This is a genomic window from Bacillus cereus group sp. BfR-BA-01309 (genome assembly GCF_022664315.1).
Lineage (GTDB): Bacteria > Bacillota > Bacilli > Bacillales > Bacillaceae_G > Bacillus_A > Bacillus_A mobilis.
Genome location: NZ_JAKUHE010000012.1, coordinates 56,541 through 81,924, shown reverse-complemented (window position 1 = coordinate 81,924; position 25,384 = coordinate 56,541). Strand labels below are relative to the sequence as shown.

Below are 25,384 nucleotides of genomic sequence, written 5' to 3'. Positions count from 1 at the left end.
TCCTGCTATACTAGCAGGATTTTTTTATTTCATAAAACACTCAATTTTATCAGCTATCCGTCCCCTCACAAAAACCGTACAAAAGTTTCTCTATATCATGCATATTTGCTCCCCCCTCCTGAATAATATAGTACAACCTAGCGCTATATGTGGAGGTGTGAAAGATGAAACTAATATTTCAAATGGAAAAACAGCCTGTTCTTGAAAAAACAATTCTTCTCTTTATATTGAGTATTGTAGAAAGCTTGAAGTTAAAAGTGGTTTCACTCGATGAAGCTCACCGATACATATTCAATTTAGAAGTACTTGAACTACTCATGGATCGGAACATCGATGATCAAGTGCTTGAACTTATTCATTTCGGAATGGGACTTGAAGACATTCATCACGTGCTTCCTGAAGAACTTGAACATACTATCGAAGAACTAAAGTGGCTCTGTATTCAAGTTTTAAGTGAGTACAGTATGCATGAAGAATCGGAACAATTAATTGAAGATATACGTTAAAAAAGCACCTATGTAGGTGCTTTCATATTTATAAAAACAGTAACGTTTCGGTAATTGCGCATCCGATGTCGATATATGCAATTCATTCGAGTATTTCCGAGGAAATGCTCGAACATTGTATGTTACAATAACTGATCTATCCCAATAAGAATTAATAGCACGCCCGCAATCACAGTAGCCCATTTCCCTAAGTATGCTGCTAAAAATCGTTTTCCTACATACGCAAAACCACTAATACAAATAAAACTAAACACCCCAGAAATACACGCCGTAAGCCACAGATTCAAGTTTGTTACCCCAGCATCAAATCCACCTGCGATATTATTAATAGACAACGCAACGCCTAAAACAATTGCTTCAGAAAAACTGATTGTTTTAGATCCATCAAAATCTGCTTTTTCTGGATCACGTAAAATTCCAATAAGTACACTATCATCTTTAGAGTCTACGGTCTCTTTTTTACTCAAGAAAGGCTGACATAAAATAAACAACCCAATTATTCCTAAAACAATTGCCCCAATCAAATTTGCCGTAAAATCTGAAATAAATAATGCGATCCAATTCCCAAAAAACCCAGCCAATAAAGTAAATAAAAATCCAAAAAATGCAATTATAAAATTATTAAACCACGAAATTCGAATTTTACGAATGCCATAAGCAATCCCAACACCTGCATTATCTAAATTAGAAGCAATTCCGATTAAAAAAATTGAAAATAGACCTGCCGTACTCATAAACAGCCACCCCTTTTTCTCACTTTTCCATGCATCTTATGAAAATGTTGAGCAACTGTGCCTGTCTGTTTCATATACATGTAATAAATGCTCAACATTCTTTCAACAATAAAAAGGAGTGCCTTCACTATGCCTAAAGAAAATCCCAATGAGCGGCTTAGTATATTAATAAAAAAACTTTTAAAAGAACGTGCCTTATCCATGCGCCAATTAGGAATGCATACAAATATTGATCCCGCAACAATCTCAAGAATCATGAATGGTAAACAACCGCCAAAACAAAAACATCTACAAAAATTTGCAGAATGTTTGCAAGTTCCACCCCAATTGTTATTTGATGAAATGTATCCTGATTCCCCTCACATAAATAAAGAAAAGACGGATATGTACACATCGCTTGATACCATTCAGCAAACGCTGCAATCCTCTAATTTATTCGATTTCGACTATACAACAACGCGCGTAAAACAAGAACTTGAAAACTATGAACGCTATGCTCAAACAACAGAAGGTGAAAAACGTATTCATGAAAGTTTTGCAAGTAAATTAGAACAAATCGATAGCGCTGGCCCTTTTATTGAACAATTAACAGATATGTATCAACAATTTTGCAATGAAACTATTTCAAACGAGGAACGTGCGGTTCTCGGAGGCGCATTACTGTATTTCATTTTATCAACAGACATTATCCCTGATTATCTCTTTCCAATTGGCTATTTAGATGATGCAATTGCTGTTGAATTAGCGAAAGAGAAATTAATCGAACTAAAACGAAAGACCTAGAAAAACAAAGAACTATTTCAGTTGTTTCTGTTCAACTCTGAAATGGTTCACTAAAAAAATCGTACAAGTATACATACTTGTACGATTTCAACATACTAATCTATTTTTTTGTATGACACCATTCATACATAAATGTTGTTATTACTTTTGTAAATTCAATTAACTGTTCTACTTCAACTTTCTCATTTATTGAATGGGCTTCTTCTAATGTACCTGGTCCGTAAATAACGGCTGGAATATGAAATTCACTAAACCAACCACCATCCGTTACCGTTGCAGACATATCTAAAATTGCATGTTTAGATAGAATTGATTCGTGTACTGAGCTAAGAGTTTTTACTGCTGCATGTTCACTATCTACTTCTAAAGAAGGAAAAATTTCGCCACGATCCAAAATCATTGATTCTCCGCCCCACTTAAATTGTGGTGGATTTTCACTTAACCATGGATCGGCTGCTGCTACTTTCCCAATATACTCTTCAATTTCTTTTATTATTTGTTCATGTGTTTCATTTGGATAGAAGTGCACTGTTATCCATAACCGGCACTCATCCGCAATAAACGCTGCATGCCGTCCGCCTTCAATAACAGCTGGGTTAATTGTTGTTGTTCCAGATGGATAACCTTCATATGTTTTCATAACTGCCCAATGACGCTCTAATTCTTGTAAACTTTGCACAATTTTCATCATTTTTTCAATCGCACTCGCTCCGAATAAACGTCCTCCAGCATGAATCATTTGCCTGCGTGTTGCATCATGAAACGTCTGGGGGCTTTTCACAGTAATCCATCCAGTAATTACGCCGCCCTGTCCTTGCATATGTAAATCGCTCGTATCCACTACGACTGCAAAATCAGCATCATAACCTCTTTTGCAGCATTGAAGTGTACCTGCCTCTCCAACTTCTTCCCCAATTACGGATTGAAAGATTAAATCTCCAGGTAATTCAATGCCTGCTTCTTGTAAAATCTGAATAGCAAATAGCGCTCCAGCCAGTCCACCTTTCATATCTGCCGCACCACGTCCAACTAGCCAACCATCTTTTATAAACGGATCAAACGGATTAGTCTCCCACGCCTCATCTGCTGACACTTCAGCTACATCCATATGTCCGTTAATAATAAGACTTTTATGTGTGTCACTTTCTATCCCTTTTTTCACCCCAACAACGTTCGGGTCATTCGGATATACATCCCATTTATCAACACTAAAATTTCGTTTTCTTAGAAAATCCGCAACAAATTCTTGTGCCTCATTTGTGTTTCTCGCCGGCGGTGCTGGTGTTTCAAAACGGATTAAATTCTTTGTAAGCTCTAGTAACTCATCTTTTCGTAAATCAATCTGTTCTAATAGCTGTGAAACTTCTTGATTCATCGCTAATTCCCCTTTGCATACATAGTATGTTTCCAGCTTTATTGTCACAAAAAAAGAGACTGTTTACAATTTTACAGTCTCTTTTTTCAGCATAAGTTTCTAATTATATTTATAAACTTTCTGCTTCTGTTGTATTTACCTTTTCAACATGTTCTATTTTGCTTCCCTTATTTTTTGTCGCACGGTAAAACAGTAAACAAACAATCATAAATGGAATTCCACAATATAACGCCATTCTTTGCTCTGGGATAAAAGCCATAGCAATTATAACTGTTACATTTAATGTTAATGCAAGGAGTGGTACGAATGGATATAGCGGGGTTTTAAATTTCAAGTCATTCACATCCCCGCCCTGCTTAATATATGACCTTCTAGCTAATAAGTTAGATAGAGCAATAGATGCCCAAACTAATATTGCCCCAAATCCGGCAATAGAAAGTAGCCATAAATAAACTGTATCTTCCGCATAAATACCTGATAGTAATGAAAGACACCCTACAATTGTACTTACAATCAATGCATAAATAGGAACACCATTTTTAGATAACTTACCGAAAATTGGACTAATCATTCCTTGATTAGACATAGACCATAGCATACGAGAAGTTGCATATAACCCTGAATTCGCAACGGATAGAACCGCTGTAATAATAACGAAATTTATAATATCAGCTGCATAAGGAATACCAATTTTATCAAATACAACTACGAATGGACTTTCTATTACTCCCGCTTGCTGCCAAGGGAATAGTCCTGCAAGAATAAAAATAGATAATACAAAGAACACAAGTATACGCCAAACTGTATTATTAATTGCCTTCGGGATCGTTTTTTCTGGATTTTCACTCTCTCCAGCTGCAATACCAACTAGTTCCGTTCCTTGGAAAGAAAAATTAACTGCAATCATCGTAATTAAAATGGCTGATAATCCATTTGGGAACAACCCACCATAATCAGTAAAGCTAGAGAACATTGGTGCTGGTTCATTTCCCTTCATATCTAGAAAACCAAACATTGCTGCCCCGCCCAAAATAATAAATGCAATAATTGTAATGACTTTAATACTTGCAAACCAAAATTCAACTTCTGCAAAACTTCTTGAAGATAATGCATTGATAGCAAAGAGAAGCACCGCAAACGCTACACACCAAATCCATGACGGTACATCAGGAAACCATCGTTTCATTAAAATACTAACTGCAATCAGTTCAATCCCTATCGTAGCAGACCAGTTTAGCCATGACATCCATCCGACTACATAACCCGCTGCAGGGGAAATGTGCTTTGTAGCATACGTTTGATAAGATCCTGCATCGGGCATCGCAACAGCTAACTCTCCAAGACAGAGCATCGTTAAATACATAACAAATCCTCCAACAAGATACGCTACAATCGCTCCTCCAGGCCCAGCTTCATGAATTGTATACCCAGATCCTAAAAAAAGACCGGTACCAATAACTCCTCCAAGTGCAATCATAAATATGTGCCTGCTTTTCAATTCCCGTTTTAACCCTTGGTTTTGATCCATCATATAAATCCCCCACTTTTCCCTTTGGAAACCCACTTCATGTAAGCGTTTTTAAAATCATTCATATTAAAAAAATTATTGAAAAGAGCAAAATACATAGATTAATCACTACCTGTTATTAAAAGATCATCCCTCACTGTTATTAATAACTTTTTATCCGCGATAGCTTGTCCTTCTACTACTTCTAATGATTCGATATACCCACTGATTCCTACCTTAATTTCTACTTTCTGTTTATCTATTGTTTCAATTAACGCTAATTTCTCCCACTCGTATACGTATGAACTTTCCGCAACAAATAGCTTCTCTACTTTCCCGTAACAAGGACTATACACGCCTTCTATAACCATCTTCACTTTATAAACTCCTCCTTCTTATTAATCGCTACTGAAACGTTGCATATCCCTCCTTTAGAGATTTCAACTATTATTTATGCAAAATGCGTACCAATATCCAATTCCTATTTAAAATGAAGGTTTCTCAAAAAAAAATCTTCATAACCGCAAAATTTTTCTATCATTTGAGAAGTTTTAAAAGGAAAATAGCAAAAAAATTTTGCGATTTTATAAGAATTTTAATAAAATTATAAAAAGTCAGTCTTCATAGGGTGAAATGAGGAGAAGATAATCTATGCGTACAGAAGAAATTAATTTTAAACAGATCATTGAAATGAATATGCTATATGAAACTTTGCTCAATGAGCTCGATATCGGGATTCATATTATTAATGAGGAAAGTAAAACGATTATCTACAACCGCAAAATGATGGAAATTGAATCCATGGAACGCTCAGATGTGCTATATAAAAGTCCTTTAGAAGTATTCGCATTTGAAGAAAATAAAAATAGTACTCTTATAGAGGCATTAAAATTAGGAAAAACAAACAAAAATATAAAACAAACGTATTTTAACAATAAAGGGCAAGAAATTACGACGATTAACAACACTTTCCCTATAATAGAAAATGGAAAAATTAAAGGTGCTATTGAAATTTCAACAGAAATTAACCATTCCAAACAAACAATGAAAACAAACCTTTCTCGAAAACCAAATAATAAGTTTACCTTTGATCACATAATTGGTGATTCTAGCGCTATTCAATCCGTCATTACAGAAGCAAAGAGAGTAATTCGTACATCCTCATCCATACTTCTCGTAGGAGAAACAGGGACCGGTAAAGAACTATTTGCACAAAGCATCCATAATGAAAGTCAGCGTGCAACAAAACCATTTATTTCACAAAATTGTGCCGCCATACCTGACACACTCATGGAAAGCTTATTATTTGGTACGAACCGAGGTGCATTTACAGGAGCCATCGATAAAGCTGGTTTATTTGAAGAAGCAAACGGAGGTACCTTGTTATTAGATGAAATCAACTCATTAGGTCCAGCTCTTCAAGCGAAATTACTACGAGCTATACAAGAAAAAACAATACGAAGAATCGGAGGCACACAAGAAAAAGAAATTGATGTTCGTATTATAGCAACTATTAATGAGGACCCTCTTGAAGCTATTACACACAATCGATTACGGGAAGACTTATATTACCGATTAAGCGTCGTTACTTTATGCCTCCCGCCTTTACGCGAACGAAAAGAAGATATTCCAGCTCTTGTTCAGCACTTTATCGAAAAGTACAACATTCAATTTGGGCTCAGCGTGACGGATCTAGATGTACATGTAAGAGAATTTTTGTATGCATATGATTGGCCTGGAAACGTACGAGAATTAGAACATATCATTGAAGGTTCAATGAATTTAGTTGAAGAAGAAAATATCATTACAGCGTTTCATCTTCCCACTCACTTTCGTGAACGAATAAAAAAAGAATTCAATATGCAACCTTTCCTAACTAATAACGATGCTGATGCACCTAAAACGTTAAAGCACACAATAGAGGCAATGGAAAAGAACTACATCAATCAAATTCTGAAAGAGTACCACGGTAATATCTCACAGGCTGCAAAGTTTTTGGGATTAAGTAGGCAAAACTTACAATATCGAATTAAAAAATTGCATTTACACATATGAAATGAAGTGAAACTTTAATCTGTGGAGGTTTTGTCCACCCTCACTAATTGGACCTTTATTTCCTGTTAATGCAGGATAAATCTGCTTCCAAGTGTAAATAAGAATTGGTAAAATATGCTACAATAAACATATAACGTACTAGAAAGGAATGATATATATGAGTAATGATAACAAATTAAAGTTATTACAATACTTAGCCTTCTTCCCTACCCTTGTATGTATGATGTTACTCATGGATATGAACAGCTTTCCTTATGCAAAGCTATTCGCAACAATTAGCGGCTCCTTTGCAGCCATTATGCTTGCTGTTTTTTGGAATTTGAAGATACGTATGAAGAAAGAACAATCTTCTTAACACCAAAACATAAAAAAATCGAGCCTACACAGCTCGATTTTTTTACTGATTATTAAAACTCAACATTCTCCAAATACAAACCACTCGCCTCAGCAAGGCAATTAATTTGATTGCGTTGTTTCGCCTCTAAAATATGTGGAATTGCTTCTGCATCTAATTGTCCTAATCCAACTTCAATTAATGCCCCAACAATTTTTCGTACCATGTTATGAAGGAATCCGTTGCCACTTACTCTAATTTGTACAAATCCTGCCTCTTCCATCACATCAAGTGTATATACTTCTCGAACCATAGACTTTTTCTTTGATTTCGCATTTGAAAAAGCAGTAAAGTCATGTGAACCAACTAAATGTTTCGCAGCTTCTTTCATGCTTTTCACATTTAATTTTTTATTCACATGCATGCTGTATTTACGCATAAATGGATTTGTATGCTCTTCATTCCAAATCTTATAAAGGTATGTTTTTGCTTTAGAGTTGTAACGAGCATGGAATCGATCTTGAACTTCTTCTACATCCGTAATACTAATATCGTTAGGTAAATATTGATTTAAATATTTTTTCACTTTATGTTCCACTAACTTCTCATCACTTTGAAAGTTAGCAACTTGATTCAAAGCATGTACACCAGCGTCTGTTCTACTACAACCGATAATTTCAATTTCTTTTCCGACCATTTCAGATATAACACTTTCGATTTTCCCTTGAATCGTATTATCGTTATTACCGAGACGTTGCCATCCTTTAAAACGTGCACCATCGTACTGAATCGTTAATTTATAATTATTCATTTTATTCTCCTTCATAGAAAATATTCCCTCATATCGTGAGGGAATATGAATACACTTTACTTTCTAACAAGCTTCACTACATTTTCTACATGAGCTGTATAAAGTATATCATATCATTTAATGTAACTTGTACTACTGTTGTGTATTCTATTGCAAAGAAAATAAAAAAGTAATGTAATTCTGTGCGTTGAATGTATTTGATTTGTTTTAAGTGTGTGGTCATTTTTGTGGTCGGTGGTCAAAAGAGAGTGGTTATTTTAGTTACCACTCTCTTTTTAGTAAGTATGCCCATAATTATTTTTGTTTTTAAAGATCTTCTAGTACATAAACCCTCAACAAAACATCATATTTAACCGCTAATTCTTCTAATTTCTTTTCCCTGTATTTTGTCACTGTGAAAAAATGAATAACTGGCATTTTCCCTTTGTGCTTCTGTTTATAAATTTGCGTAAGCTCTTCATATTTTTTAAACTTCTCTTCATTCATTTTCATTTTCTGCGAACGGTCTACCTCGACTGCATGGAGAATCCCTTCTTCATCTCGATACTTCACATCAGGAATGATTCTTTTTTTCTCACCATCTTTCTTGTAACGTATTTCGGTTTCAATTTGCCAATCATCAGGACAAAATAAATGCAGCCATGCTTCATTTCTCAATATCGCATGCTCCATTCTATTTCTAGAAACAACCTTTCCTTCCCCTAATAATGCATGCCCTTCTTTATTTAAGTAGTACACATATTCTTTATAGTAAGTTACACGACTTATAAAAGGTGTTAAATCTTTCATAATCCGATTTGCATTCCGTATACCACCCATATCATGCACACACATTAAATGCCTTCTTGTAGCAAACTGTAGCTTTCTAATCGTCGCAAGTATCATCATTTGACGTTCCTTTTTCAGTCGCTTCAATGTGCTCATCCTTATCCACCTCATATTCTCTAAGATGCTTCCACATGATCTCATCTTCGATAAACGGGACTTGTAACTCAGTAAAGATATCTTTCATGTAAATGGCTCTTCCTGGAATGGATGGCAGTGCTTCTAATCCTGGCTGATCTATTACAACCTCAGATGCAGTACGTGTAGGTAATCTAAAACCTAATTTTGCATTAGACATCTGTTTTACAACCCTTGGTAGGGAATCACTAGTTGGATATTGCGTGCAAAAAACAATCCGAAACCCTAATGCTCCACCTACCCTTGCGATGTGACTAATCATATATTGGCATTCTTCTAGCATTTGGTTATGCGGTTTTGGCAATCCTTTTGCGGGAGCTAATACGGCCCCTTCATCGATAACAATAAAATAACGATCTCTTTCTTTGGTATGAACGATATTTTTCAGCCCACGTTCTTTCATGATTTTTCCGCGCTCACTCATTTTCTCCATAACTTTTATAAGCATCGCATGTGCTTGCTGTGGTGTTTCTGCTATCATTTCAACTTGCTGCAGTTTCTTATACTCACTGAATTCCAATCCTTCTTCTTTCAAATCAATTAAATAAAAATGCGCGTGATTAGGATTAGCCAACGATAAGGTAGTAAACATATTCTTTAAAAACACCGTTTTCCCCATTCGAATTAAGCCACCTATTGCCATATGTGGTGTTTCATCGAAATCATGGTAAATAACTTTTTCTAGACTCTGGCCAATAGGTACACACCATTTTCCTTTTGTCACTAATCCTGTAGACCAATCCCATTTCTTCGGTATTTCTTTATGGAATACACGGATATTCAGTCTGTAATTGTCGTATTGGATTCGAACGGGTTTATTTAATCCTTCGCTCACTACATCCTCCACCTTTTGGATTATTTTACTCGGCATACCAACAGGTAAGGTGTAAATAAAAGTTGTACTGCGATCATCATCGACTTGCTTTTGAAACTTTGGATAATGTAATTTATCTTCTCTTTTGATTGCAATTCCCGATACTTCAAAGAATACTTGTATCTTACGTTTATCATCATCTTTGCGTTTGAACTTATCACCGAACAATGCAACTGTTAAACCTGCAGCTGGCACCAACAATAATTCGATCATTTTCCTCCCCCTTTTTATACCCTTTATTGGGTATAAAACTCCCTCGTTAATAAACATCGTTCATACAAGGAAGTTTCCTTATTGCCTCTATCTACTTCAATTCCATCACCCTATTCCTTTATAGAAATGCGAAAAGAACATAACGTAGAAGATACAAAAACGAGCCTGCGAGTGTTGTGTACATGGTCATATGTGGAAGCCAATGTGGAACACACTGCCCCATTTTCTCTGCGACTTTCATCGTAATCACTGACAAGCCCGTTGCCGTCCATACAACTACCACTTCTCCCACGATTGTCATTTAAACCCCTCTTTTCTAATGAGTTGTAGTCCCTTTGGAGTCATTACAGGTTGATACTTATTGATAACATCTCCCCACTCCAACACTTCGTCTTTATCTTCATATAAATCATCCATAATATCGTTTGATAAGCGGTAATATCCTTTATATTCACGATTGTTAAAAACTTCATGTCTTTCCATGTGGTCCACAATTGTATTTGTTTCTTTCTTACCATTGGAACCTCTATACATATTTCTCAATTCCTTTGATGGATATAGATAAGGTGTTTCATTCAAGTGTGAATATTGCCAACGCATGCGCGCCCTCTCCCTTCTTGATGTCCTTGATTCCACTTGGTATTCCTCGCGGTCTTAATAAAGGTATATGACTTAGAAAAGAGGATTTTGCACGTCCGTTCTCAAAATATTTATATGGACAAGCAAAAATTTAAAATGGATGTGAAAATTATGCGAAGTCATCTAAAGCAAATTCTTGATGAAAAAGGCATCAAATATGGATATATCGCAAAAAAATCTAATATAAGTAATTCTGCAATGACTAATTTATTAAAAGGGGGACTCCCAACCTTGCCTGTTGCGTATCGAATAGCTAAGGTGTTGGATATGCGTTTAGAAGATATTTGGATTGAAGATGATTATAAGGGCAAATAAAAAAAAGAGCCGTTCATCAACGGCTCTTTTTTTATAAAACTATTCTTTTGTAATAATCACATTACTATCGAATCCAACGAATAACTTTTTCGTCAAATTCAATCCAACCTTTATCTTTAATGTAAATCCAATTACCATCACGAAACTCAACTTCCCATTGCCCAACACCTACACGGTCACGGATTCCACTATTGTAATTTGCATGGTGATAGCATTCTAAACCATCCCATTCATTCCAAATGACGCCTTTACTTCGTCCATCTTTTTCAATATGCATCGCTGATTCTGGAACCCAGTTATCATTTGCAATTTGGAACCAGAAACGGTTTCCATCCCATGCTGTTTTTAAATACACATGTTTACTACCTAGTGGAATTTTACCTACAACTTGCGCTGATTCATTCGGCTCTCTGTAAACCCATGATTGGCGCTCTAAACATGTTAAAAAGCCTAGATTGTTTGTTTGCCAGTCAGAAGGTAAAAGGGCGTTTGTTCTAGTATCTTTATCTTCTGGCAATGGTGGGTTAATTGTTCTGCCGATAATAACTTCTGCTACAGCCTTTGCTGCTTTGTCAAAGTTAGCGCGATATTTATTCATATCTTCTTCATTATCAATAAAACAAATTTCCGGTAACAATCCCGTTTTTGTCTTATTGATCCATCCTAGTTCGGTTGAGAATTTGATACCACGATCTCTTAATCCAAAAGCATTAGCCATTGCTTTAGAAATCTTTGCTGCTAACTCTCTATTTCCATATGAAGGATGTAACCAAACTTCGCAGCCTGTACCACCTGGAAAAGCATTTAGATGAAACTGTAAATCTACATTACTATCTGCAACACGCAAATGATTATTTGCTGCGTTATTCCAAACTGCGGTTTGTGTTGTTCCTACTTCATCAGAGCAATTAACAAATTCCCATCCTGCTGCTTGTACATATTTAGCAACAGCATCAAGAAAACGTCTATCCTCTACATGTTCTTTTCCATAAATACTGTTTGCACCTTGTACAATAGAATTATGACCACCTGAACCAGCAAATTTACCCATTATTGAACATCTCCTTTTTTATCTTCTTGTTTTTGTTTACTACCTAAAATTTCAACTGCGTTTGTTAATGCTGAAGGTAAAGGAATTCCCATGCGACCAGCATTTTCTAAAAGTGAAAGCAATTCGTTTCCGATAAAGAAAAAGATTGTCGCTTCACGAATAGCACTATTTGTCCCTATAGCGGTATCGGCCTGAGTGGCTGCAGCAACCAAAAGAAAAAGCACCACCTTTTTGGCGATGCCTTTAAATCCAACTTTACTTTTTAACTCTCTGTTAATTCCTGCTGCTAATACTCCTGTGAGGTAGTCGATAGCTGTCATGATAACTAGAACTTTCAATGTTGTATCCCACCCTCCCAAGAAATACCCACAGAATCCGCCAAACGCAGCTACAAATGTTTTCATTAATACATCAATACGATCCATCTTTTCACTCCTTTATGCAAAATAAAAAGCCCACTATTGTGCGCTATCCGTAATTAAATCTGCTCTTCCGTTTTCAGTTAAATATTTATCAATTCTTTCTTTATATGCCCCTAGTTTTGTAATAACAGCAATATACGTAAAAACTCCATCAATCACTCGTTGCGCCATGTACTCAGCCATTTTTCTACAGCTCCTTTTTATACGTGTTATTACCCATTATTAAATCGTCCAAAGCCTTCTCTGTTAGTGCCAATTTCTTTTTAAGCTGTTCTGACTCGGATGGTTCCTGTGGTTTAGGTTTATTCATTTCTTCTAACTCTTCCTCTGTAATGGTTTCAATCCACTTTTCGCCATCCCATACAGGTTTCCAGTTCGGAACAGGTAAAGGAATCTCCGTGTAAGGGTAGTCAGGATATTCATAAATCTCTGTATAACCATCGGACACTTCTTCTTGATAACTTAACTCGACTGGTGTGTACTGTAACTTTCTTCGCTCAACTTCTTTTTCTTGATAACTACCATCTGTATCAAGATATTTATGAGTAGTTTTTACAGTTACGATTTCTGGTATATCAAATGTTTGTTTTCTATCTTCCAACTTATTTAAAGATTTAAAAACTGGAGATATCATTTTTGTTTCTGTGAAAGCGCCCGTTTCTTTATCATATAAATACAAAGTTTTCATGTTAAAATCTCCTATTCTTTTATTTTTAGATGATGTATGTGAGTGTGAATGACCAGTATTTCAAAGGGTTTGTCCCTTCCGCTATCCACTCACAATGTACTGATCCATCTGCGCGAAGTGTAATAAATCCTGTGTTCGTATCTAAGTTGTTTAAAACATAAGTTGCCGAAAATGTTAAGTCCCTTACAGGTCGGAAATTTGCTGGAAGGGAAGCGATAATGTGATTGTTCTTCACACCTATAACATTCATATTAAGGCAAACTGTATTCCCTGTTCGTTTTATCTGGGATGTTTTACCGGATTGATTTGTTACACCGTTTATTAGTGTTAAGTTTGTCCAATTGGTATCCGTCGTTTGATTGATGGTACCATCGGGTTTAATTCGAAATGCCTTATTCCAGTCCCAATCACTACCACCAACAGTTGTACTAGGTACAAATGAACATTCTCCGTTCGAAGATTGATACATTCGCCAACGCAGACTTGATGCGCCGCCACCTTGGACGATACCTGAACCTAACGAGTCAAACATAGCAGATCCTGCGGTTTTTAAGTCTCCTGTCATCGTGTCTCCTGATTTTTTTAGGAGGTTTGTGCTACCAGGAACATTAAATTCCTTAGTGTCTTTATTGTAAGAGAAAATCATCCCTAACCCTGTAGCATACGCTCTCCACAACCCAGCATTATCGAGACCGACATATACGTCAGAACTTCCTCCTGTCGTCCATCTAAGATCTCTTGTAACGGTATTATCTGTTCTATCTAAGGAGAGGTTTCCTGTCATAGTTCCACCAGACCTTTTTACAACGTCTGCCTTATCGACTGCTATTTGCAAAGCATCTATCTGTTTCTTGAGCTTATCAAACTCTGCAATATAGTTTTCTATTTGGATAGAACCTTCTTTCACATCGCTTCCTAACACAATCTTTAAATCTTGTGTGGTAAAACGTTCTTCACCTTTTTCAAAAGCGAAATAGGCTAACCATAATGAAGATGTAGATACCGCTTCTTTCGAAAAGATATATTCAAAGATTCCTTTTGTTGCATCAGTAACTTTTGCATCCACACGAACAAAGTTACTTGATTGACCTGCCGCTTCATATTTCACCGCATATCCTGTTAAATCAACGGGTTTCCCGTACTCCCTAAGATAAACCGTTAACTTCAATCCATTTTTGTCGTTTTGACGTGAATAAATTGTTTTGGCTAGTGAAGGACTAGATAAATCAATTATGACTGTCTCGTTTCTCATTTATCTCACCTTCTTTCTGTTGTGTCGTAATTGCTTGTATTTGTGCTTTTAACGCTATATTGTCAGCGGTTAATCGAAATATTTCTTCCATCGCAATCTGTAAGATAAGTTTATCTTTGTTCATTATTTCACCTTACTTTCTAACGCCGATAATCTTCTACGCGCTTCTTCTGCAAATGTATCTAAATTTCTAATAATGGTATTATCACGTCCTATAGACTCATCATTCACCCTATCAAGGTCTTTCCTCATAGCGTTGTCACGATCGACAGATTCTCTATTCACACGATCCATCGTACTTCGGACACTATCGAAAGCTCCGTCTACCACTTTCACACGCGCTTCAAAAATTCCGCGAGTAGTAAAATCACTGAAAGCTACACCGTTCCACTTCGCTGCCCACATTTCAGCCCATGTCCAGGTAGTCGTTCCAAGTGATCCTGTACCAGACTTCTTAGGCGCAAAAATAGCACCTTGATGACCACCAATATTATCAATCGTCCAAGATGTCCCTTGTAGTTGCGAATTTACATAAGATGATGGTGTAAAGTTAATTGGTCCTGCAAAATCGACCCATCCAAAGTTTTTTTGATAAGCGTGTGTTTCAAAGAATGGAGCATTGATAGCAACATTACCCGATTCGCCATCCACAAAGATGTTATTACCTACTGAACCATCTGGGTTACGAACACCGATAGATAAAGATGCTTTTGGATTTCTGATACGTTCGATCGTCCAGTATGTGATTTCTCTACCGTCTGGCCCTATCGCTTGTGAAATGGTGGAAGCTGGTGATCCGGATAGACTGTAAAATTCAATTGAGGATTCTTCTAAATTGATACCAAAGCGATTATTAACAGCTTTTAAAATCCCTGCTCTAACGTTATTTGCACTAAAAGCACCAACAACACCTACTTTTGCTACTAATCCTTCGTAAGTAAGTGCTTCTTGGAATGTATGTCCACCATCACGAGTAATCCCCACGCCGTTACTATTAATAATTAACATGTTGTTAGGGTTAGTTTTATCAATAGCTAAGATGCCATTTTCGAAAGTCAATTCGGTTTGAGCACTCTTAATTGCTTCAGTAGCAAGTTTTACAGCTTCATCTAATACGTTGAATCTAACTTTACCGTCATCGGTTACAATCTCACCAAGGGTTTTATTAACGTTTTGTAATAACGTACCAGCAAAGTCTTTCCGGTAATTTGCCAATGTGACTCGACAAGAAATCGGATCTAAATTCGCGTCATATTCTTCTTCGATTTCCATAATACGTGTTTCAATATCGACATCCATTGGCTCATAAATAAGAAGGACTCGATCACCTTCGTTCGGGACAATATACGGATACCCTGCTTTTCTTAAGTCCACAAAATCAATTGTGATACTTACTAGCGGTGCATCTTGTATAGCCTCCCTTAAAGCTCGATCTAGTCCCTCTGTTGTTGTGAAACGATCATCATTTATCTGTGTTGCTTCAAGAAAACCAAATTTCTCTTTGTTAGGGCTTGTATATTCCCTCATTAACCCATCTGCGCCATATCCGCGAATATAGGTACCGAGATTTTTTGTATCGACATTTCGTTCAAATGTTTTAATGTTGAAATTGTAGCGAAATTGAAAATCAGTGTCCTCACCAATTCGAGTTTGAAATTTAACTATATTCCCACTGATAGACATTTCGGCTTTATAACGCTCTAAGACTTTCTTTAATAAAGCTAATCGATTGTCCTTGCCGAAATTTTGAAAGTCCTTGGCGTAAAAATTTTCAATTGCTACTGGTTGGTATCCTGTATCTTTAAAAACAAAATTCAAAGCATCTAAAAATTGCATGCTCCCATCATGAACTTCATATTTCTGTTTATTGATCATATTTACAAAGAAATCATGGATACATTCGACTTGCTTATAATAGGTGTTGCCGATAGTTCTTTCTGTTAAAGATTTAATAACATACGTTTCATTTTTAAACTCAACTTTATGTTCTTCCTGAACCATTGGAAAGGAATGTTGATTACCTTCGGTTGGCAAGATTAAAAAACTTATTATTTTTTCGCCATTTACTCGGCGATTACATTTAAAACTTTTAAACCCTGTAAGTATTTCTGTATTCCCTTGTAAATCGGTAATTGTGAGAGTCTGCAAATTATCACTCCTTTCTTAGAAGTAATAAAAGCGAAAATCAAATGAAATAGAAAAAGCGCCTGTAGCGCCTGTAATTTCAAATTCATTAACTCCCGCATTCAATGAAATGACTTTTTTATTTGTATCCCGCACAATCGATAAGCTGTTTTTTGTGCTTCTTACCCGATCTAATCGAATGATATCGTCCGCTGTTGTTTTTCCGTTATACGCCCATTCGTCTCCAGTTGTTTTGTTTTTAATTTTCAACTTATCCGATGCACCTTTAAACGTAATAAGTAATGGCGTGTGTGGGCTTCTTGGATCAATCTTCGCATCACCAGCATTATATACAGAAAATGAGTTTGTATTGTATACATATTCATTGCTCCCTGATTCTAAAGTGGTATAAACGGATTCTGAAAAAGTAGATGGCGATTTAAAAACTAAATCAATTTCTCCATAATTCCCACTAGCTTTAGGTTCAACTTCATATTTTGAAGCTACTCGGACTTTCCAACGTTTTTCAGGTTCCCTATTGGTTATTACATAAAATAACTCTTGTGAAGCAAACAAACGAAAGATAAAGTTTCGAATCCTATAAAATTCATCTATGTTTTTCGAAAAGAATACAATTTGCGATCGGATGGAATCTCTAGCTTCAAATGTTCCTCCTAAATCTATCACTCCATGCATTCCAGGGAAACGTTCTTCCTCATTACTAAATACTGGAGATGATGGTAAGAAATTAAGAACCATCATCTCTTCACTTGACGAAATTACAAAGGGTTCTGCACTTTCTTTTATTATTGTTAGTGTTTGTTCTCTCATCATCTAACACCTGCATTATATAAATTTGTTTCGAATCTCTGTCCTTGCAACAACTCTAGTGGTGATACTAACATTTCAGCTAAGACCATTCTATCCATAACAATCTGAATTGGTCTTTGTTGCGCAAGGTCTCTGTTACTATATGGCATATATTGCCCTTTATCTGGGTTATCGTTGTCTGGTCGGTATTGTATAACATTCGGATTATCAGATAACACCTCTCGCCACCTCGAAAGACTACCAACGTCGTAGATTGAAAGACCCTCAAAACGTTCCATTTGGCGCCCGATTTCTCTAACCATATCGCGCATACTCTCAGGAATATGAGTAATCCAATCGTTTTGCCAATCTCCATCCACAAAGATTGCATTAAAATATTTGGATAGTGGATCATCACCTTTAAAACTAAATATTTCTTCTGGTTTTATTGAGCGAATACCATCCATTGCACCCGATACTGTATCTTGTAGGGCATCTCGTACTACAGAATATTGACTCTTAATCCCAGCTGCAAGTCCTTGCGCCATTTGAACACCTGCAAATGTTAAATTCTTAGATTTTAACGTATTTACAAGAGACTTATAAGCATTCGTCCCAAGAGTTCGACTTTCATTCTCTGCCATATAAGATGTTTTTTGAATACCCAGCGCAAAACCAGCACTAAAAGGCTTACCACCTTGATCTCGTGTTAATCTTGATGGAGAGTTCACATTAAGTGTTGCTTTTAATGCTTCAAATGCACCTTTCGCTAAACTAGATGCTACATTTTGTACATTCCACTCACCATTAGAAATACCTCTAGCAAACCCACTCGAAAACGCTTCACCCGGGCTAACAGAACTAACGCTTTTTAATCCAGAATTCCCACTCTCTGCTACATTAGAACCACTCGATTTTGCTTGTCCCTTTGTATTTTCAAGTCCTTGCGAGAATTCATTCCCACCTTTTTGACCGTGAGGGTTACCATTTATAGTGTTGAATCCTCCGTGAGCATTAGCCACTGCCTCTAGAGCGCTTCCTCTTATATAACCATTTTGGGAAACAATTCCACTGCTAACTCCTTGTCCACCCTGAATTCCAGCTGGGTTACCATTTATAGTTCCAAAGGCACCATGTGCACTAGCAACTACCTGTAAAGCGCTTCCTCTTATATAGCCATCTTGGCTCATTATCCCTTGCCCTAATTCATTCCCACTTTTACTTCCACCGCCACCATCAGTTGTACTACCCAAAACCCCTTCAACAGCTTGTTTTTTTCCTGTCGCCGCATTCTCAGGAGCCATATTACCAGAAATTCCATTAGCTTGTGTTTGACTGATATCAAATCCGACCTGCGTTAGGTCTAACTTAGCTCCATTTTCAACTAATAATGCAATCGCCTTAGCTGCTAGTTCAGCATTAATAGAGCCATTTTGCATACCTTGAACGAGAGTCTGTACATTAAACTGTCCCGCTTCCCCAAGGTCGACTTGTACATTACTTTTAATATCAAGACCCATAGTCTGTGCGACTTGTGGTAATGATAATGCTCCAATTTGCATTCCATTAATTAAAGTTTGTATGTTGTTTTGACCTTCTTGAGTGGCATCAACCTTCATTCCGTTTTTAACGTTTTGTTGGAAAAATTGGAATACTGTATCAAATGATAATGTTCCATTCTGAAGTCCTGTTATCCACGAATCCATTGTCATTTTTCCATAGATACCAAGATCAATCGTGGTATTACCTTGCATATTTTTACTTAGGAATTCTCTTACTTCTCCTGTATCCTTAGTTTTGATACCTTCAATCCACTTTTGCATAGACTCAATACCACTTTGTGAAAGGTCTACTTTATATACATCTTTTAATTTATTGGCGTTTGCGGTTGCTACAGCTGAAGAATCTAATTCACCTTTTTGGAGTTTTTGTAAGAAAGTATCGATTGTAAATTGCCCAGCTGGTCCTAAATCAATTTTCATCTTCCCATCAACTTCTTTTGCCATTGATTCAGCTAGCAATTTAGAGGATTCTGTACCCTTTTGAAGTTCAGATACATACATTCCTATACTTTCAATTTTCGATTTTCCATACTGTAATTCAAATGCTAATAATTTATCTTTATGATCCTTTTCAGCTTTTTCTTGCTCACTATTAAAACGGTTAGAAACTTCTTCGTAAGTTTCTTTCCCAAAAAGATAGGCTTTTGTCTTTTCAGCCCAACCTTTATTTTCAGCTTCTAGTTTATTGGCATTTGCCAAAACAATAGAAGCATCTTCAGCTTTTAAATGCTCTTCTAACTTTTTAAAAGCATCCCCTCTTATGGTTTGTAGATCAGATAAATGCTTGGATTCATAAAGAGCGATAGCATCTAATGTAGTTTTACGTTGTTCAGGCGTGTAATCACCTGTGTTGAAGGCCTTTTCTACATTTTCACGCCAGCCTTTTGTTTGCTTTTCTAAAGATTTCACACCATCATCATACACTTTAATGATGCTCTCAAATCTTTTCTTACCTGCATCTACAGATAACATTCCACCAGCTTCTATTTCTTTTGAAATAGAAGTGATTTCTTTCGCTTTTGTATAGAATTGTTGAACATTTTTATCAGCTACTTGTAAGGCTTGATCAAATTTTTGTGCGAAATCTTTTGGCATTTTCATGGTATCTCCTTGATACCTTTTGATACCTTCTTCTAAGATTTTCTCGGCTTGCGTAGCTACTTCAATTTCTTTATTAATAGATTCAATTACATTATTTCTAACTTGCTCCAAAGATTCTTTTGCACCTTCTGGAACAGTTCCCATCAGCTGACTAAACATTTTGTTAAACTCGCTTTTCTTACCTTCTAGCTCTTTAACGACTTCATTTGTCATTCGTTGAAAAGCTTTAATTGTTTCATCGGCTGCTTTATTTGCTTCTTCACCTGTTTTAAGTTTCAAATCAATCATATTATTAATTGCTTTATCTTTTAAATCCACATAAGCGCCAGCTGCTTTACTTGTTGCATCGCTCACTATTTGACCAAATTTCCCTACTTGAGATTCAGCCTGTTTTGATTTTTCATTCAGATCAAATAACGCTATACCCAGCGCTCCGACTGCAAGAACAGCTCCTGTTATAGCTAAAGCAATTGGATTTGCCAATAAAGCACCTACACCCATAGCAAGGAATCCTAAAGCTGTTGTTACCCCTGCTATTCCGAAGGCCAACAAAGAACTTTTTGCAATCATACTTTGTGTGGATTCATCTAAATTATTAAACCAATCTACTACACCTTGAACACCTTCTACCACATCAACTAATATTGGTAACAAAGCATCACCGAATGATTTTTTCAGTGTATCTACAGCACCACTTAACTGTTCTATTTTCCCTTTAGTTGTATTCATCTTCGTCTCAGCAACTTCTAATGCCGTTACCTTGGACATTTCTGTATACATATTTTTAACACCATTTGCGCCCTCTTTATAAAGGATATTAGCGGCACGAATAGCATCCGATCCAAATAACGTATACATGTAGGACTGCCTTTGCTCAGCCGTTAACCCTTGCATTGCCATTTGGAGAATTTCAGCAATATCGGACATTTCTTTCAAATTTCCATTTGAATCAAAAAAAGCATTCGTCATAATTCCAGTTGAGAACGTTAATTTTTGGAATGCTTTTTCAGCTTTTTCAGATCCGACTTTCACACCAGCTTGTTTAGCTGCGTATTCAGATAAAGATCCAGTTACATCTTTAAAGGATGTTGAAGTTGGTTTGATACCTTTTTCCCCAAGAAACTGCATTGCTTTTCCAGTATCGATTGTTATTAATCCCAACTCACTAAACATATCGTATGCTTCATTAGACTTAGGAATTAAGTTTGCAAGCATAGTTTTCAGTGAAGTACCTGCATCAGAACCTTTTACATTCGTTATATATGAGCTCTTTATCTCATATTCTCCAATTTTCACTGGAGTATCGGACTATATCATCATCCTCGTCTTTCTCGTTAGGATGGGACGCGCTCGTGGGGTTTTACTGTCCGTTCTGGACTCCATACCCTAGTCTCTGAACCCTTCATTTATTCCTAAATGACTCGGCTGCTGATTAGCATAGTTATATAACCTTAGCTTCCCAGCAATTCACGTCCTTTACGCTGCAAATTTCTCTACAACGGGGCTATGTGTTAACCCATTCTGAGCAAATAAAGCTAAGGCTGTTGTAGTATCTTTAAAACTTAGTCCTACACCCGCTGCCACCGCTGAAACCATCGATAAACCAAATTTCAATTCACTAACATTCGTTGCGGAAGCATTTGCTGCACCAGCCAATAGATCAGCTGCTTGAGCTACTGATAAATTATCATCCTTGAACGCATTTAGAGCTGTCGAAGCAATTTCTGCTGCATCTCCCAATTCCAATTCCCCAGCTGTCGCTAGGTTAAGAGCGCCTTCTAAACCACCATTAATAATGTCAGTTAGACTTACCCCAGCTTTAATTAACTCTTCAATCCCTTGTCCTGCTTGTACAGAAGAATATTTTGTTTTTTCTCCCATTTCTACGGCAAGTTCACTAATCTTTTTCATTTCATCGCCAGTTGCACCAGAAACTGCTTGAATATCTGCCATCTTCTGCTCAAAGTTCATCGATTCTTTCACAGCTACCGCAAGTCCAGCTCCGATAACACCAGTCATTGCTGCGAAGGTTGTTCCGACTTGACCGCCAACGTCCTGCATTTTATTCCCTGTATCACGCATTCGCTCTCCAGTTCGATGTAGACGATTCTGCTGTTCGGCTAATTCGCGATTTGTTTCTCTTATTTCATTTTGAATCCGCTCTTGAGCTGTTTCAGCACGATTCATAGCAATTGTATTGTTATCGATTTGCGTATTTAATCGCTGTAATGCCTGGCCGTTTGATGTATATTCAGCTTGAAGCTGCTTTAATTCTTGCTTCAATTGTTTAGCTTCTTGTGAATTACGTCCGAAGTTTTGTACAGCTTGGTTATACTGTGTTTCAAGGCGTTCCATCGATGCTGCCAATGTTAAATTGGATGCTTGTAATTGCTCTTGCTTTTGTCTTGCTTGTTCAATTTTTTGACGGTAATGCTCTACTTTTTGTCCTTGTAGAGTGAACTTTTCATTCAAATACGTTAGTTTATTTCGTAACTGCTCTACAGAATTCCCAAGTAACCTAGCGCGTTCACTCGTTAAGTTAAACTCTGAGTCTATTAAGCGTAAACCACGATTAATTCCTGCAACACCATTTTCAAACCGTTGAGTGTCAAGTGTGACCCGGGCACCAATTTCCATATCTCCAGCCATTTATCTCACCTACCTTTATAACCAAGCTGGCGCTTGATCAGCTGTTCGAACAACTTTTTTATCGTCTTGCTGTTGTTTGTAGCCTAGTGTTTTAAAAAAGAGGACTAAATCCATTTGATTTATATCTGCTTGAGATATACCAGAATCTTGAAGCATGCTATAAATACCAAGCATCATTTCTGTTGGGTTGAATGGTTCCTTCTGTTTCTCTGTTTCTTTTTTTTTGATGAATTTGTCTTTGAATCAATGGCATTGATAATAGCAACTGCTTCAGCAATACGTCCTATAATTGCTAAACAAATAGAGTAAATAGTTGAAGTTAAAAACCAAGCATGTATACCATTAAGAAAATCCTCTACAGTGAACCGATTACCAAACAATTGAACAACAAATTGAGTAGCTTCTTTTAATAAATCAAATTGAACAGTTTCAGCATTTAACTTTTCTGTCCACTCTGCCGCTGCAAACGCATCAGTAGCTGAAATGAAATTAGGTAGAAAGAAAGTTTTTTTACCAGTAGATAAATTCAAAACCAATTTAAACGTTTCTGTTTTTTGTGTTTCCTGCATAATTAAATCTCCTCTCATAAATAAAAGGCACAGCATTTCACTGCGCCTTCTCATCGTCAGATTTATTAAATTTAAGGTCCTGCCACTACTGGTGGACTTGGTACTGTTTTGAACCAATTTGAAGCTACAGAAGTGTCCGCACCTGTTGATTCTTCATCCAAAATATGTCTCCAATTCCCATCTTCACGTTGAATTGCTTTACATTTCACTTTGGATGATTGGAAGTTCGGTTTGTCTTCTGCTGTTTTGTGCTCGTCCTCTGGAATTTCAAATTTTGTTTTATAGTAGCAATAGAATTTGTTTTTTCCGTTGTCCTTTGGCAAGCGATATAAAATTGCTACATATGGAGCGATATCATTTACGTTATCGACCACTTGTCCTTTAACAACCTTCTTACCTAATACCTCTGCATACACTTCTAATGGCAATGAATCTACTTCAAATTCAAGTTCTACTCCACCAAAAGCTGAAGCTGTCGCTCGTGGACCACCTTCTGCGTAAAACGTAACAGATTCGGATTTAGGTGATGCTTTCCCACTTACCGTGTAACCAACTCGTTTAGGCGTAGCATAGGTAGCCTTACCATCAGGTGTTTCTGTTAAAATTGCATAATGTAAATCCCTAAAATCGATTGGAATAGCCATTTATTTTCCTCCTAAAGTTTAATGTCAGTACGAAATCTCATACCATAGTGATATATTTTCGTATCTGATTCGTATAAATTCGCTGTTGTAATACGCTTAAAACCTATATTTTTCATAGAACTATTTACCGCTTCTTTTAGATCACCCTTAACTGGCATGAAAGACCAAATATCAACTTGAAATAAAATAGTGCTGGTAGATTCCGCTCCTTCAGCGTATCTTCCAGCACCATTATCTAATTCAGAATAAGTGATCCATGTTTTGCCGTTATCATCACCACGAACCATGTTATAAATGTATTCTCCACCAAGCTTTTCCACAATAAAAGGAGTCGTAAGAGCACGTAACACATCTTTTTCTAGAAACCTCATACGATATGCAACGCCGCCGCAAAGACATTTCTCATTTCATGAACCGCCTTTACTTCTGTATGTGTTACTGTTTTTTCTATAAACCCTTTATGTGGTGGATGTGGCATCTTACTAGTTCCCCAGTTTTGAAATTTCATATAAAAGTGTGGCGAATTATCATCTTTTTCCCATCCTACACTAATTGATTTAACTCCATTTCGAGTTTTTACTTTACCGACAAGAACTTCATCTTTTGCATGCTTACCTGTCCGCCATGACTCTTTCGGAGAAGGTGATTTAGGCGATGCACTGGCTGGACTTTCTACCTCTAGTGCATCTTTTACTACTCCAGCACCTTTTTTCAACGCTGCGTTTTCAATAGTTTTTACGTTTCTTCCCAACGCTTCGAAACGCTGAATAGCTTCCTGGATTCCAAAGGTCGTTACTTCTGCCATATGGACCTCTCCTCACACACTAAACAGATTTCTTTATGCTGTTCATCAACATCTACAACTGCTCTAATTTCAAATAAACGCCCGTCATATAAAACGCGCATTTTCGCATCAATCCCTTTACGAAATCGCATAAAAAAATTCACTGTGTTAACCGCATTTTCGGTATTTCCAGTGAATATTTCATAATTGAATCCCTTTCCGAATGGTGTTTTTGCCCTTGCCCAAACAGTGACAACATCTTTCCATTCTGACGGAACTGGATTACCTTCTTCATCTTTTTCATTTGTGATTTCTTGCTGAATTGTTATTCTTTTATTTAATTTACTTGGATTCATGATTATCACCGTAATTATAGTCCCTTAATTGTAATATCGTGGTTTCTAATGAATGCTTTAATGCTGGGACATTTAATGATTTATCTTGATTCTCATAGTTTAATAAAACATGCGTTATTACCGCGATTTTATATAGTGACTTTTCACTTTCAGGAACACCAGATTGCAATAAGGATTCTTTTGCTCCATCGATTAGAAGTTGAATATCTGTATCCTCTTCATTTCCATCGATTTTCATTTTTCTTTTTAATAACTCTAACATA

30 protein-coding genes and 1 pseudogene are annotated in these 25,384 nt (G+C 36.6%); 5 read left to right on the top strand and 26 right to left on the bottom strand.

Annotation, left to right across the window (positions count from 1 at the left end; translation table 11 throughout):
- Positions 1 to 164 precede the first annotated feature (164 nt).
- Positions 165 to 506, top strand: a complete 342-nt coding sequence (locus tag MR115_RS21685; RefSeq protein ID WP_000766602.1) for a DUF3969 family protein — start codon at positions 165 to 167, stop codon at positions 504 to 506.
- 122 nt (positions 507 to 628) lie between these two features.
- Here the strand turns inward: MR115_RS21685 and ytaF are convergent, their stop codons facing one another.
- A complete protein-coding gene (gene ytaF / locus MR115_RS21680; protein ID WP_242242738.1) occupies positions 629 to 1,240 on the bottom strand; it encodes a sporulation membrane protein YtaF in 612 nt (203 codons plus the stop codon).
- Between the two features lie 129 nt (positions 1,241 to 1,369).
- Here ytaF and MR115_RS21675 point away from each other — a divergent pair, with 129 nt between their 5' ends.
- Positions 1,370 to 2,023, top strand: a complete 654-nt coding sequence (locus MR115_RS21675) for a DUF1232 domain-containing protein (protein WP_097819900.1) — start codon at positions 1,370 to 1,372, stop codon at positions 2,021 to 2,023.
- 100 nt (positions 2,024 to 2,123) lie between these two features.
- Here MR115_RS21675 and MR115_RS21670 read toward each other — a convergent pair whose 3' ends face one another.
- From MR115_RS21670 to MR115_RS21660, 3 genes are all read right to left on the bottom strand, one after another.
- Positions 2,124 to 3,398 (bottom strand): acetylornithine deacetylase, encoded by a 1,275-nt coding sequence (locus MR115_RS21670; protein ID WP_242242737.1) that lies wholly within the window; start codon positions 3,396 to 3,398, stop codon positions 2,124 to 2,126.
- 109 nt (positions 3,399 to 3,507) lie between these two features.
- Positions 3,508 to 4,929, bottom strand: a complete 1,422-nt coding sequence (locus tag MR115_RS21665; RefSeq protein WP_242242736.1) for an amino acid permease — start codon at positions 4,927 to 4,929, stop codon at positions 3,508 to 3,510.
- A gap of 98 nt (positions 4,930 to 5,027) precedes the next feature.
- On the bottom strand, positions 5,028 to 5,282 hold the full coding sequence (locus tag MR115_RS21660; protein WP_242242735.1) for a biotin/lipoyl-containing protein: 255 nt from the start codon (positions 5,280 to 5,282) through the stop codon (positions 5,028 to 5,030).
- 274 nt (positions 5,283 to 5,556) lie between these two features.
- On the opposite strand from MR115_RS21660, the gene MR115_RS21655 reads away from it, so the two are divergent.
- On the top strand, positions 5,557 to 6,960 hold the full coding sequence (locus MR115_RS21655) for a sigma-54 interaction domain-containing protein (protein WP_242242734.1): 1,404 nt from the start codon (positions 5,557 to 5,559) through the stop codon (positions 6,958 to 6,960).
- 157 nt (positions 6,961 to 7,117) lie between these two features.
- Positions 7,118 to 7,315, top strand: coding sequence for a hypothetical protein (locus MR115_RS21650; protein ID WP_242242733.1), 198 nt, complete (start codon positions 7,118 to 7,120; stop codon positions 7,313 to 7,315).
- Positions 7,316 to 7,367: 52 nt separating this feature from the next.
- On the opposite strand, the gene truA is transcribed toward MR115_RS21650, so the two are convergent.
- The 5 genes from truA to MR115_RS21625 form a co-directional block, all read right to left on the bottom strand.
- Complete coding sequence (gene truA, locus MR115_RS21645; protein ID WP_061676723.1) at positions 7,368 to 8,105, bottom strand: tRNA pseudouridine(38-40) synthase TruA; 738 nt, start codon at positions 8,103 to 8,105, stop codon at positions 7,368 to 7,370.
- A gap of 306 nt (positions 8,106 to 8,411) precedes the next feature.
- Entirely contained in the window at positions 8,412 to 9,029 is a 618-nt protein-coding gene (locus MR115_RS21640; RefSeq protein WP_242242732.1) for a replication-relaxation family protein, read from the bottom strand.
- Positions 8,971 to 10,155: an FtsK/SpoIIIE domain-containing protein gene (locus MR115_RS21635; RefSeq protein WP_242242731.1), complete on the bottom strand. Its 1,185-nt coding sequence runs from the start codon at positions 10,153 to 10,155 to the stop codon at positions 8,971 to 8,973. Before MR115_RS21635 ends, MR115_RS21640 begins: the two co-directional genes overlap by 59 nt.
- Before the next feature lie 118 nt (positions 10,156 to 10,273).
- Complete coding sequence (locus MR115_RS21630) at positions 10,274 to 10,456, bottom strand: hypothetical protein (RefSeq protein ID WP_242242730.1); 183 nt, start codon at positions 10,454 to 10,456, stop codon at positions 10,274 to 10,276.
- Complete coding sequence (locus MR115_RS21625) at positions 10,453 to 10,755, bottom strand: hypothetical protein (protein WP_242242729.1); 303 nt, start codon at positions 10,753 to 10,755, stop codon at positions 10,453 to 10,455. The genes MR115_RS21630 and MR115_RS21625 overlap by 4 nt, the downstream gene beginning before the upstream one ends.
- 150 nt (positions 10,756 to 10,905) lie before the next feature.
- Here MR115_RS21625 and MR115_RS21620 point away from each other — a divergent pair, with 150 nt between their 5' ends.
- Positions 10,906 to 11,109 carry a helix-turn-helix transcriptional regulator gene (locus MR115_RS21620; protein ID WP_242242728.1) on the top strand — a complete coding sequence of 68 codons (204 nt, stop codon included), beginning with the start codon at positions 10,906 to 10,908 and terminating at the stop codon, positions 11,107 to 11,109.
- 64 nt (positions 11,110 to 11,173) lie between these two features.
- On the opposite strand, the gene MR115_RS21615 is transcribed toward MR115_RS21620, so the two are convergent.
- From MR115_RS21615 to MR115_RS21535, 17 genes and pseudogenes are all read right to left on the bottom strand, one after another.
- Complete coding sequence (locus tag MR115_RS21615; RefSeq protein ID WP_242242727.1) at positions 11,174 to 12,160, bottom strand: N-acetylmuramoyl-L-alanine amidase; 987 nt, start codon at positions 12,158 to 12,160, stop codon at positions 11,174 to 11,176.
- A complete protein-coding gene (locus MR115_RS21610; RefSeq protein ID WP_242242726.1) occupies positions 12,160 to 12,585 on the bottom strand; it encodes a phage holin family protein in 426 nt (141 codons plus the stop codon). Before MR115_RS21610 ends, MR115_RS21615 begins: the two co-directional genes overlap by 1 nt.
- A gap of 33 nt (positions 12,586 to 12,618) precedes the next feature.
- On the bottom strand, positions 12,619 to 12,765 hold the full coding sequence (locus MR115_RS21605) for a hypothetical protein (protein WP_175361206.1): 147 nt from the start codon (positions 12,763 to 12,765) through the stop codon (positions 12,619 to 12,621).
- A gap of 4 nt (positions 12,766 to 12,769) precedes the next feature.
- Entirely contained in the window at positions 12,770 to 13,270 is a 501-nt protein-coding gene (locus MR115_RS21600; protein WP_242242725.1) for a hypothetical protein, read from the bottom strand.
- Positions 13,271 to 13,295: 25 nt separating this feature from the next.
- On the bottom strand, positions 13,296 to 14,522 hold the full coding sequence (locus MR115_RS21595) for a BppU family phage baseplate upper protein (protein WP_242242724.1): 1,227 nt from the start codon (positions 14,520 to 14,522) through the stop codon (positions 13,296 to 13,298).
- Positions 14,497 to 14,646 (bottom strand): hypothetical protein, encoded by a 150-nt coding sequence (locus tag MR115_RS21590; protein ID WP_242242723.1) that lies wholly within the window; start codon positions 14,644 to 14,646, stop codon positions 14,497 to 14,499. The genes MR115_RS21595 and MR115_RS21590 overlap by 26 nt, the downstream gene beginning before the upstream one ends.
- Positions 14,646 to 16,670, bottom strand: coding sequence for a phage tail protein (locus tag MR115_RS21585; protein ID WP_242242722.1), 2,025 nt, complete (start codon positions 16,668 to 16,670; stop codon positions 14,646 to 14,648). The genes MR115_RS21590 and MR115_RS21585 overlap by 1 nt, the downstream gene beginning before the upstream one ends.
- A 15-nt stretch (positions 16,671 to 16,685) precedes the next feature.
- On the bottom strand, positions 16,686 to 17,477 hold the full coding sequence (locus MR115_RS21580; RefSeq protein ID WP_242242721.1) for a phage tail domain-containing protein: 792 nt from the start codon (positions 17,475 to 17,477) through the stop codon (positions 16,686 to 16,688).
- On the bottom strand, positions 17,477 to 21,415 hold the full coding sequence (locus tag MR115_RS21575; RefSeq protein ID WP_242242720.1) for a phage tail tape measure protein: 3,939 nt from the start codon (positions 21,413 to 21,415) through the stop codon (positions 17,477 to 17,479). Before MR115_RS21575 ends, MR115_RS21580 begins: the two co-directional genes overlap by 1 nt.
- A 216-nt stretch (positions 21,416 to 21,631) precedes the next feature.
- Positions 21,632 to 22,768, bottom strand: a pseudogene (locus tag MR115_RS21570) (phage tail tape measure protein); the annotation flags it as partial.
- Positions 22,769 to 22,783: 15 nt separating this feature from the next.
- Complete coding sequence (locus tag MR115_RS21565) at positions 22,784 to 22,924, bottom strand: LysR family transcriptional regulator (protein ID WP_088123039.1); 141 nt, start codon at positions 22,922 to 22,924, stop codon at positions 22,784 to 22,786.
- Between the two features lie 17 nt (positions 22,925 to 22,941).
- Positions 22,942 to 23,373, bottom strand: coding sequence for a phage tail assembly chaperone G (gene gpG / locus MR115_RS21560; protein ID WP_242242719.1), 432 nt, complete (start codon positions 23,371 to 23,373; stop codon positions 22,942 to 22,944).
- A gap of 35 nt (positions 23,374 to 23,408) precedes the next feature.
- Entirely contained in the window at positions 23,409 to 23,981 is a 573-nt protein-coding gene (locus MR115_RS21555; protein WP_242242718.1) for a major tail protein, read from the bottom strand.
- Between the two features lie 11 nt (positions 23,982 to 23,992).
- Positions 23,993 to 24,352, bottom strand: a complete 360-nt coding sequence (locus tag MR115_RS21550) for a structural protein (protein ID WP_242242717.1) — start codon at positions 24,350 to 24,352, stop codon at positions 23,993 to 23,995.
- Positions 24,349 to 24,786 carry an HK97-gp10 family putative phage morphogenesis protein gene (locus MR115_RS21545; protein WP_242242716.1) on the bottom strand — a complete coding sequence of 146 codons (438 nt, stop codon included), beginning with the start codon at positions 24,784 to 24,786 and terminating at the stop codon, positions 24,349 to 24,351. The genes MR115_RS21550 and MR115_RS21545 overlap by 4 nt, the downstream gene beginning before the upstream one ends.
- Positions 24,774 to 25,121 (bottom strand): phage head closure protein, encoded by a 348-nt coding sequence (locus tag MR115_RS21540; protein ID WP_242242715.1) that lies wholly within the window; start codon positions 25,119 to 25,121, stop codon positions 24,774 to 24,776. The genes MR115_RS21545 and MR115_RS21540 overlap by 13 nt, the downstream gene beginning before the upstream one ends.
- The gene (locus MR115_RS21535; RefSeq protein ID WP_242242714.1) at positions 25,108 to 25,383 is read right to left on the bottom strand and encodes a head-tail connector protein; all 276 of its coding nucleotides are present in this window, start codon (positions 25,381 to 25,383) and stop codon (positions 25,108 to 25,110) included. The genes MR115_RS21540 and MR115_RS21535 overlap by 14 nt, the downstream gene beginning before the upstream one ends.
- Between the last annotated feature and the right edge of the window lies 1 nt (position 25,384).

Coding starts and splice junctions, on each gene's coding strand:
- MR115_RS21685 (WP_000766602.1), top strand. CDS start 165: ATGAAACTAATATTTCAAATGGAAAAACAGCCTGTTCTTGAAAAAACA.
- ytaF (WP_242242738.1), bottom strand. CDS start 1,240: ATGAGTACGGCAGGTCTATTTTCAATTTTTTTAATCGGAATTGCTTCT.
- MR115_RS21675 (WP_097819900.1), top strand. CDS start 1,370: ATGCCTAAAGAAAATCCCAATGAGCGGCTTAGTATATTAATAAAAAAA.
- MR115_RS21670 (WP_242242737.1), bottom strand. CDS start 3,398: ATGAATCAAGAAGTTTCACAGCTATTAGAACAGATTGATTTACGAAAA.
- MR115_RS21665 (WP_242242736.1), bottom strand. CDS start 4,929: ATGATGGATCAAAACCAAGGGTTAAAACGGGAATTGAAAAGCAGGCAC.
- MR115_RS21655 (WP_242242734.1), top strand. CDS start 5,557: ATGCGTACAGAAGAAATTAATTTTAAACAGATCATTGAAATGAATATG.
- MR115_RS21650 (WP_242242733.1), top strand. CDS start 7,118: ATGAGTAATGATAACAAATTAAAGTTATTACAATACTTAGCCTTCTTC.
- truA (WP_061676723.1), bottom strand. CDS start 8,105: ATGAATAATTATAAATTAACGATTCAGTACGATGGTGCACGTTTTAAA.
- MR115_RS21640 (WP_242242732.1), bottom strand. CDS start 9,029: ATGAGCACATTGAAGCGACTGAAAAAGGAACGTCAAATGATGATACTT.
- MR115_RS21635 (WP_242242731.1), bottom strand. CDS start 10,155: ATGATCGAATTATTGTTGGTGCCAGCTGCAGGTTTAACAGTTGCATTG.
- MR115_RS21630 (WP_242242730.1), bottom strand. CDS start 10,456: ATGACAATCGTGGGAGAAGTGGTAGTTGTATGGACGGCAACGGGCTTG.
- MR115_RS21625 (WP_242242729.1), bottom strand. CDS start 10,755: ATGCGTTGGCAATATTCACACTTGAATGAAACACCTTATCTATATCCA.
- MR115_RS21620 (WP_242242728.1), top strand. CDS start 10,906: ATGCGAAGTCATCTAAAGCAAATTCTTGATGAAAAAGGCATCAAATAT.
- MR115_RS21615 (WP_242242727.1), bottom strand. CDS start 12,160: ATGGGTAAATTTGCTGGTTCAGGTGGTCATAATTCTATTGTACAAGGT.
- MR115_RS21610 (WP_242242726.1), bottom strand. CDS start 12,585: ATGGATCGTATTGATGTATTAATGAAAACATTTGTAGCTGCGTTTGGC.
- MR115_RS21605 (WP_175361206.1), bottom strand. CDS start 12,765: ATGGCTGAGTACATGGCGCAACGAGTGATTGATGGAGTTTTTACGTAT.
- MR115_RS21600 (WP_242242725.1), bottom strand. CDS start 13,270: ATGAAAACTTTGTATTTATATGATAAAGAAACGGGCGCTTTCACAGAA.
- MR115_RS21595 (WP_242242724.1), bottom strand. CDS start 14,522: ATGAGAAACGAGACAGTCATAATTGATTTATCTAGTCCTTCACTAGCC.
- MR115_RS21590 (WP_242242723.1), bottom strand. CDS start 14,646: ATGAACAAAGATAAACTTATCTTACAGATTGCGATGGAAGAAATATTT.
- MR115_RS21580 (WP_242242721.1), bottom strand. CDS start 17,477: ATGAGAGAACAAACACTAACAATAATAAAAGAAAGTGCAGAACCCTTT.
- MR115_RS21565 (WP_088123039.1), bottom strand. CDS start 22,924: ATGCTTCAAGATTCTGGTATATCTCAAGCAGATATAAATCAAATGGAT.
- gpG (WP_242242719.1), bottom strand. CDS start 23,373: ATGCTGTGCCTTTTATTTATGAGAGGAGATTTAATTATGCAGGAAACA.
- MR115_RS21555 (WP_242242718.1), bottom strand. CDS start 23,981: ATGGCTATTCCAATCGATTTTAGGGATTTACATTATGCAATTTTAACA.
- MR115_RS21550 (WP_242242717.1), bottom strand. CDS start 24,352: ATGAGGTTTCTAGAAAAAGATGTGTTACGTGCTCTTACGACTCCTTTT.
- MR115_RS21545 (WP_242242716.1), bottom strand. CDS start 24,786: ATGGCAGAAGTAACGACCTTTGGAATCCAGGAAGCTATTCAGCGTTTC.
- MR115_RS21540 (WP_242242715.1), bottom strand. CDS start 25,121: ATGAATCCAAGTAAATTAAATAAAAGAATAACAATTCAGCAAGAAATC.
- MR115_RS21535 (WP_242242714.1), bottom strand. CDS start 25,383: ATGTTAGAGTTATTAAAAAGAAAAATGAAAATCGATGGAAATGAAGAG.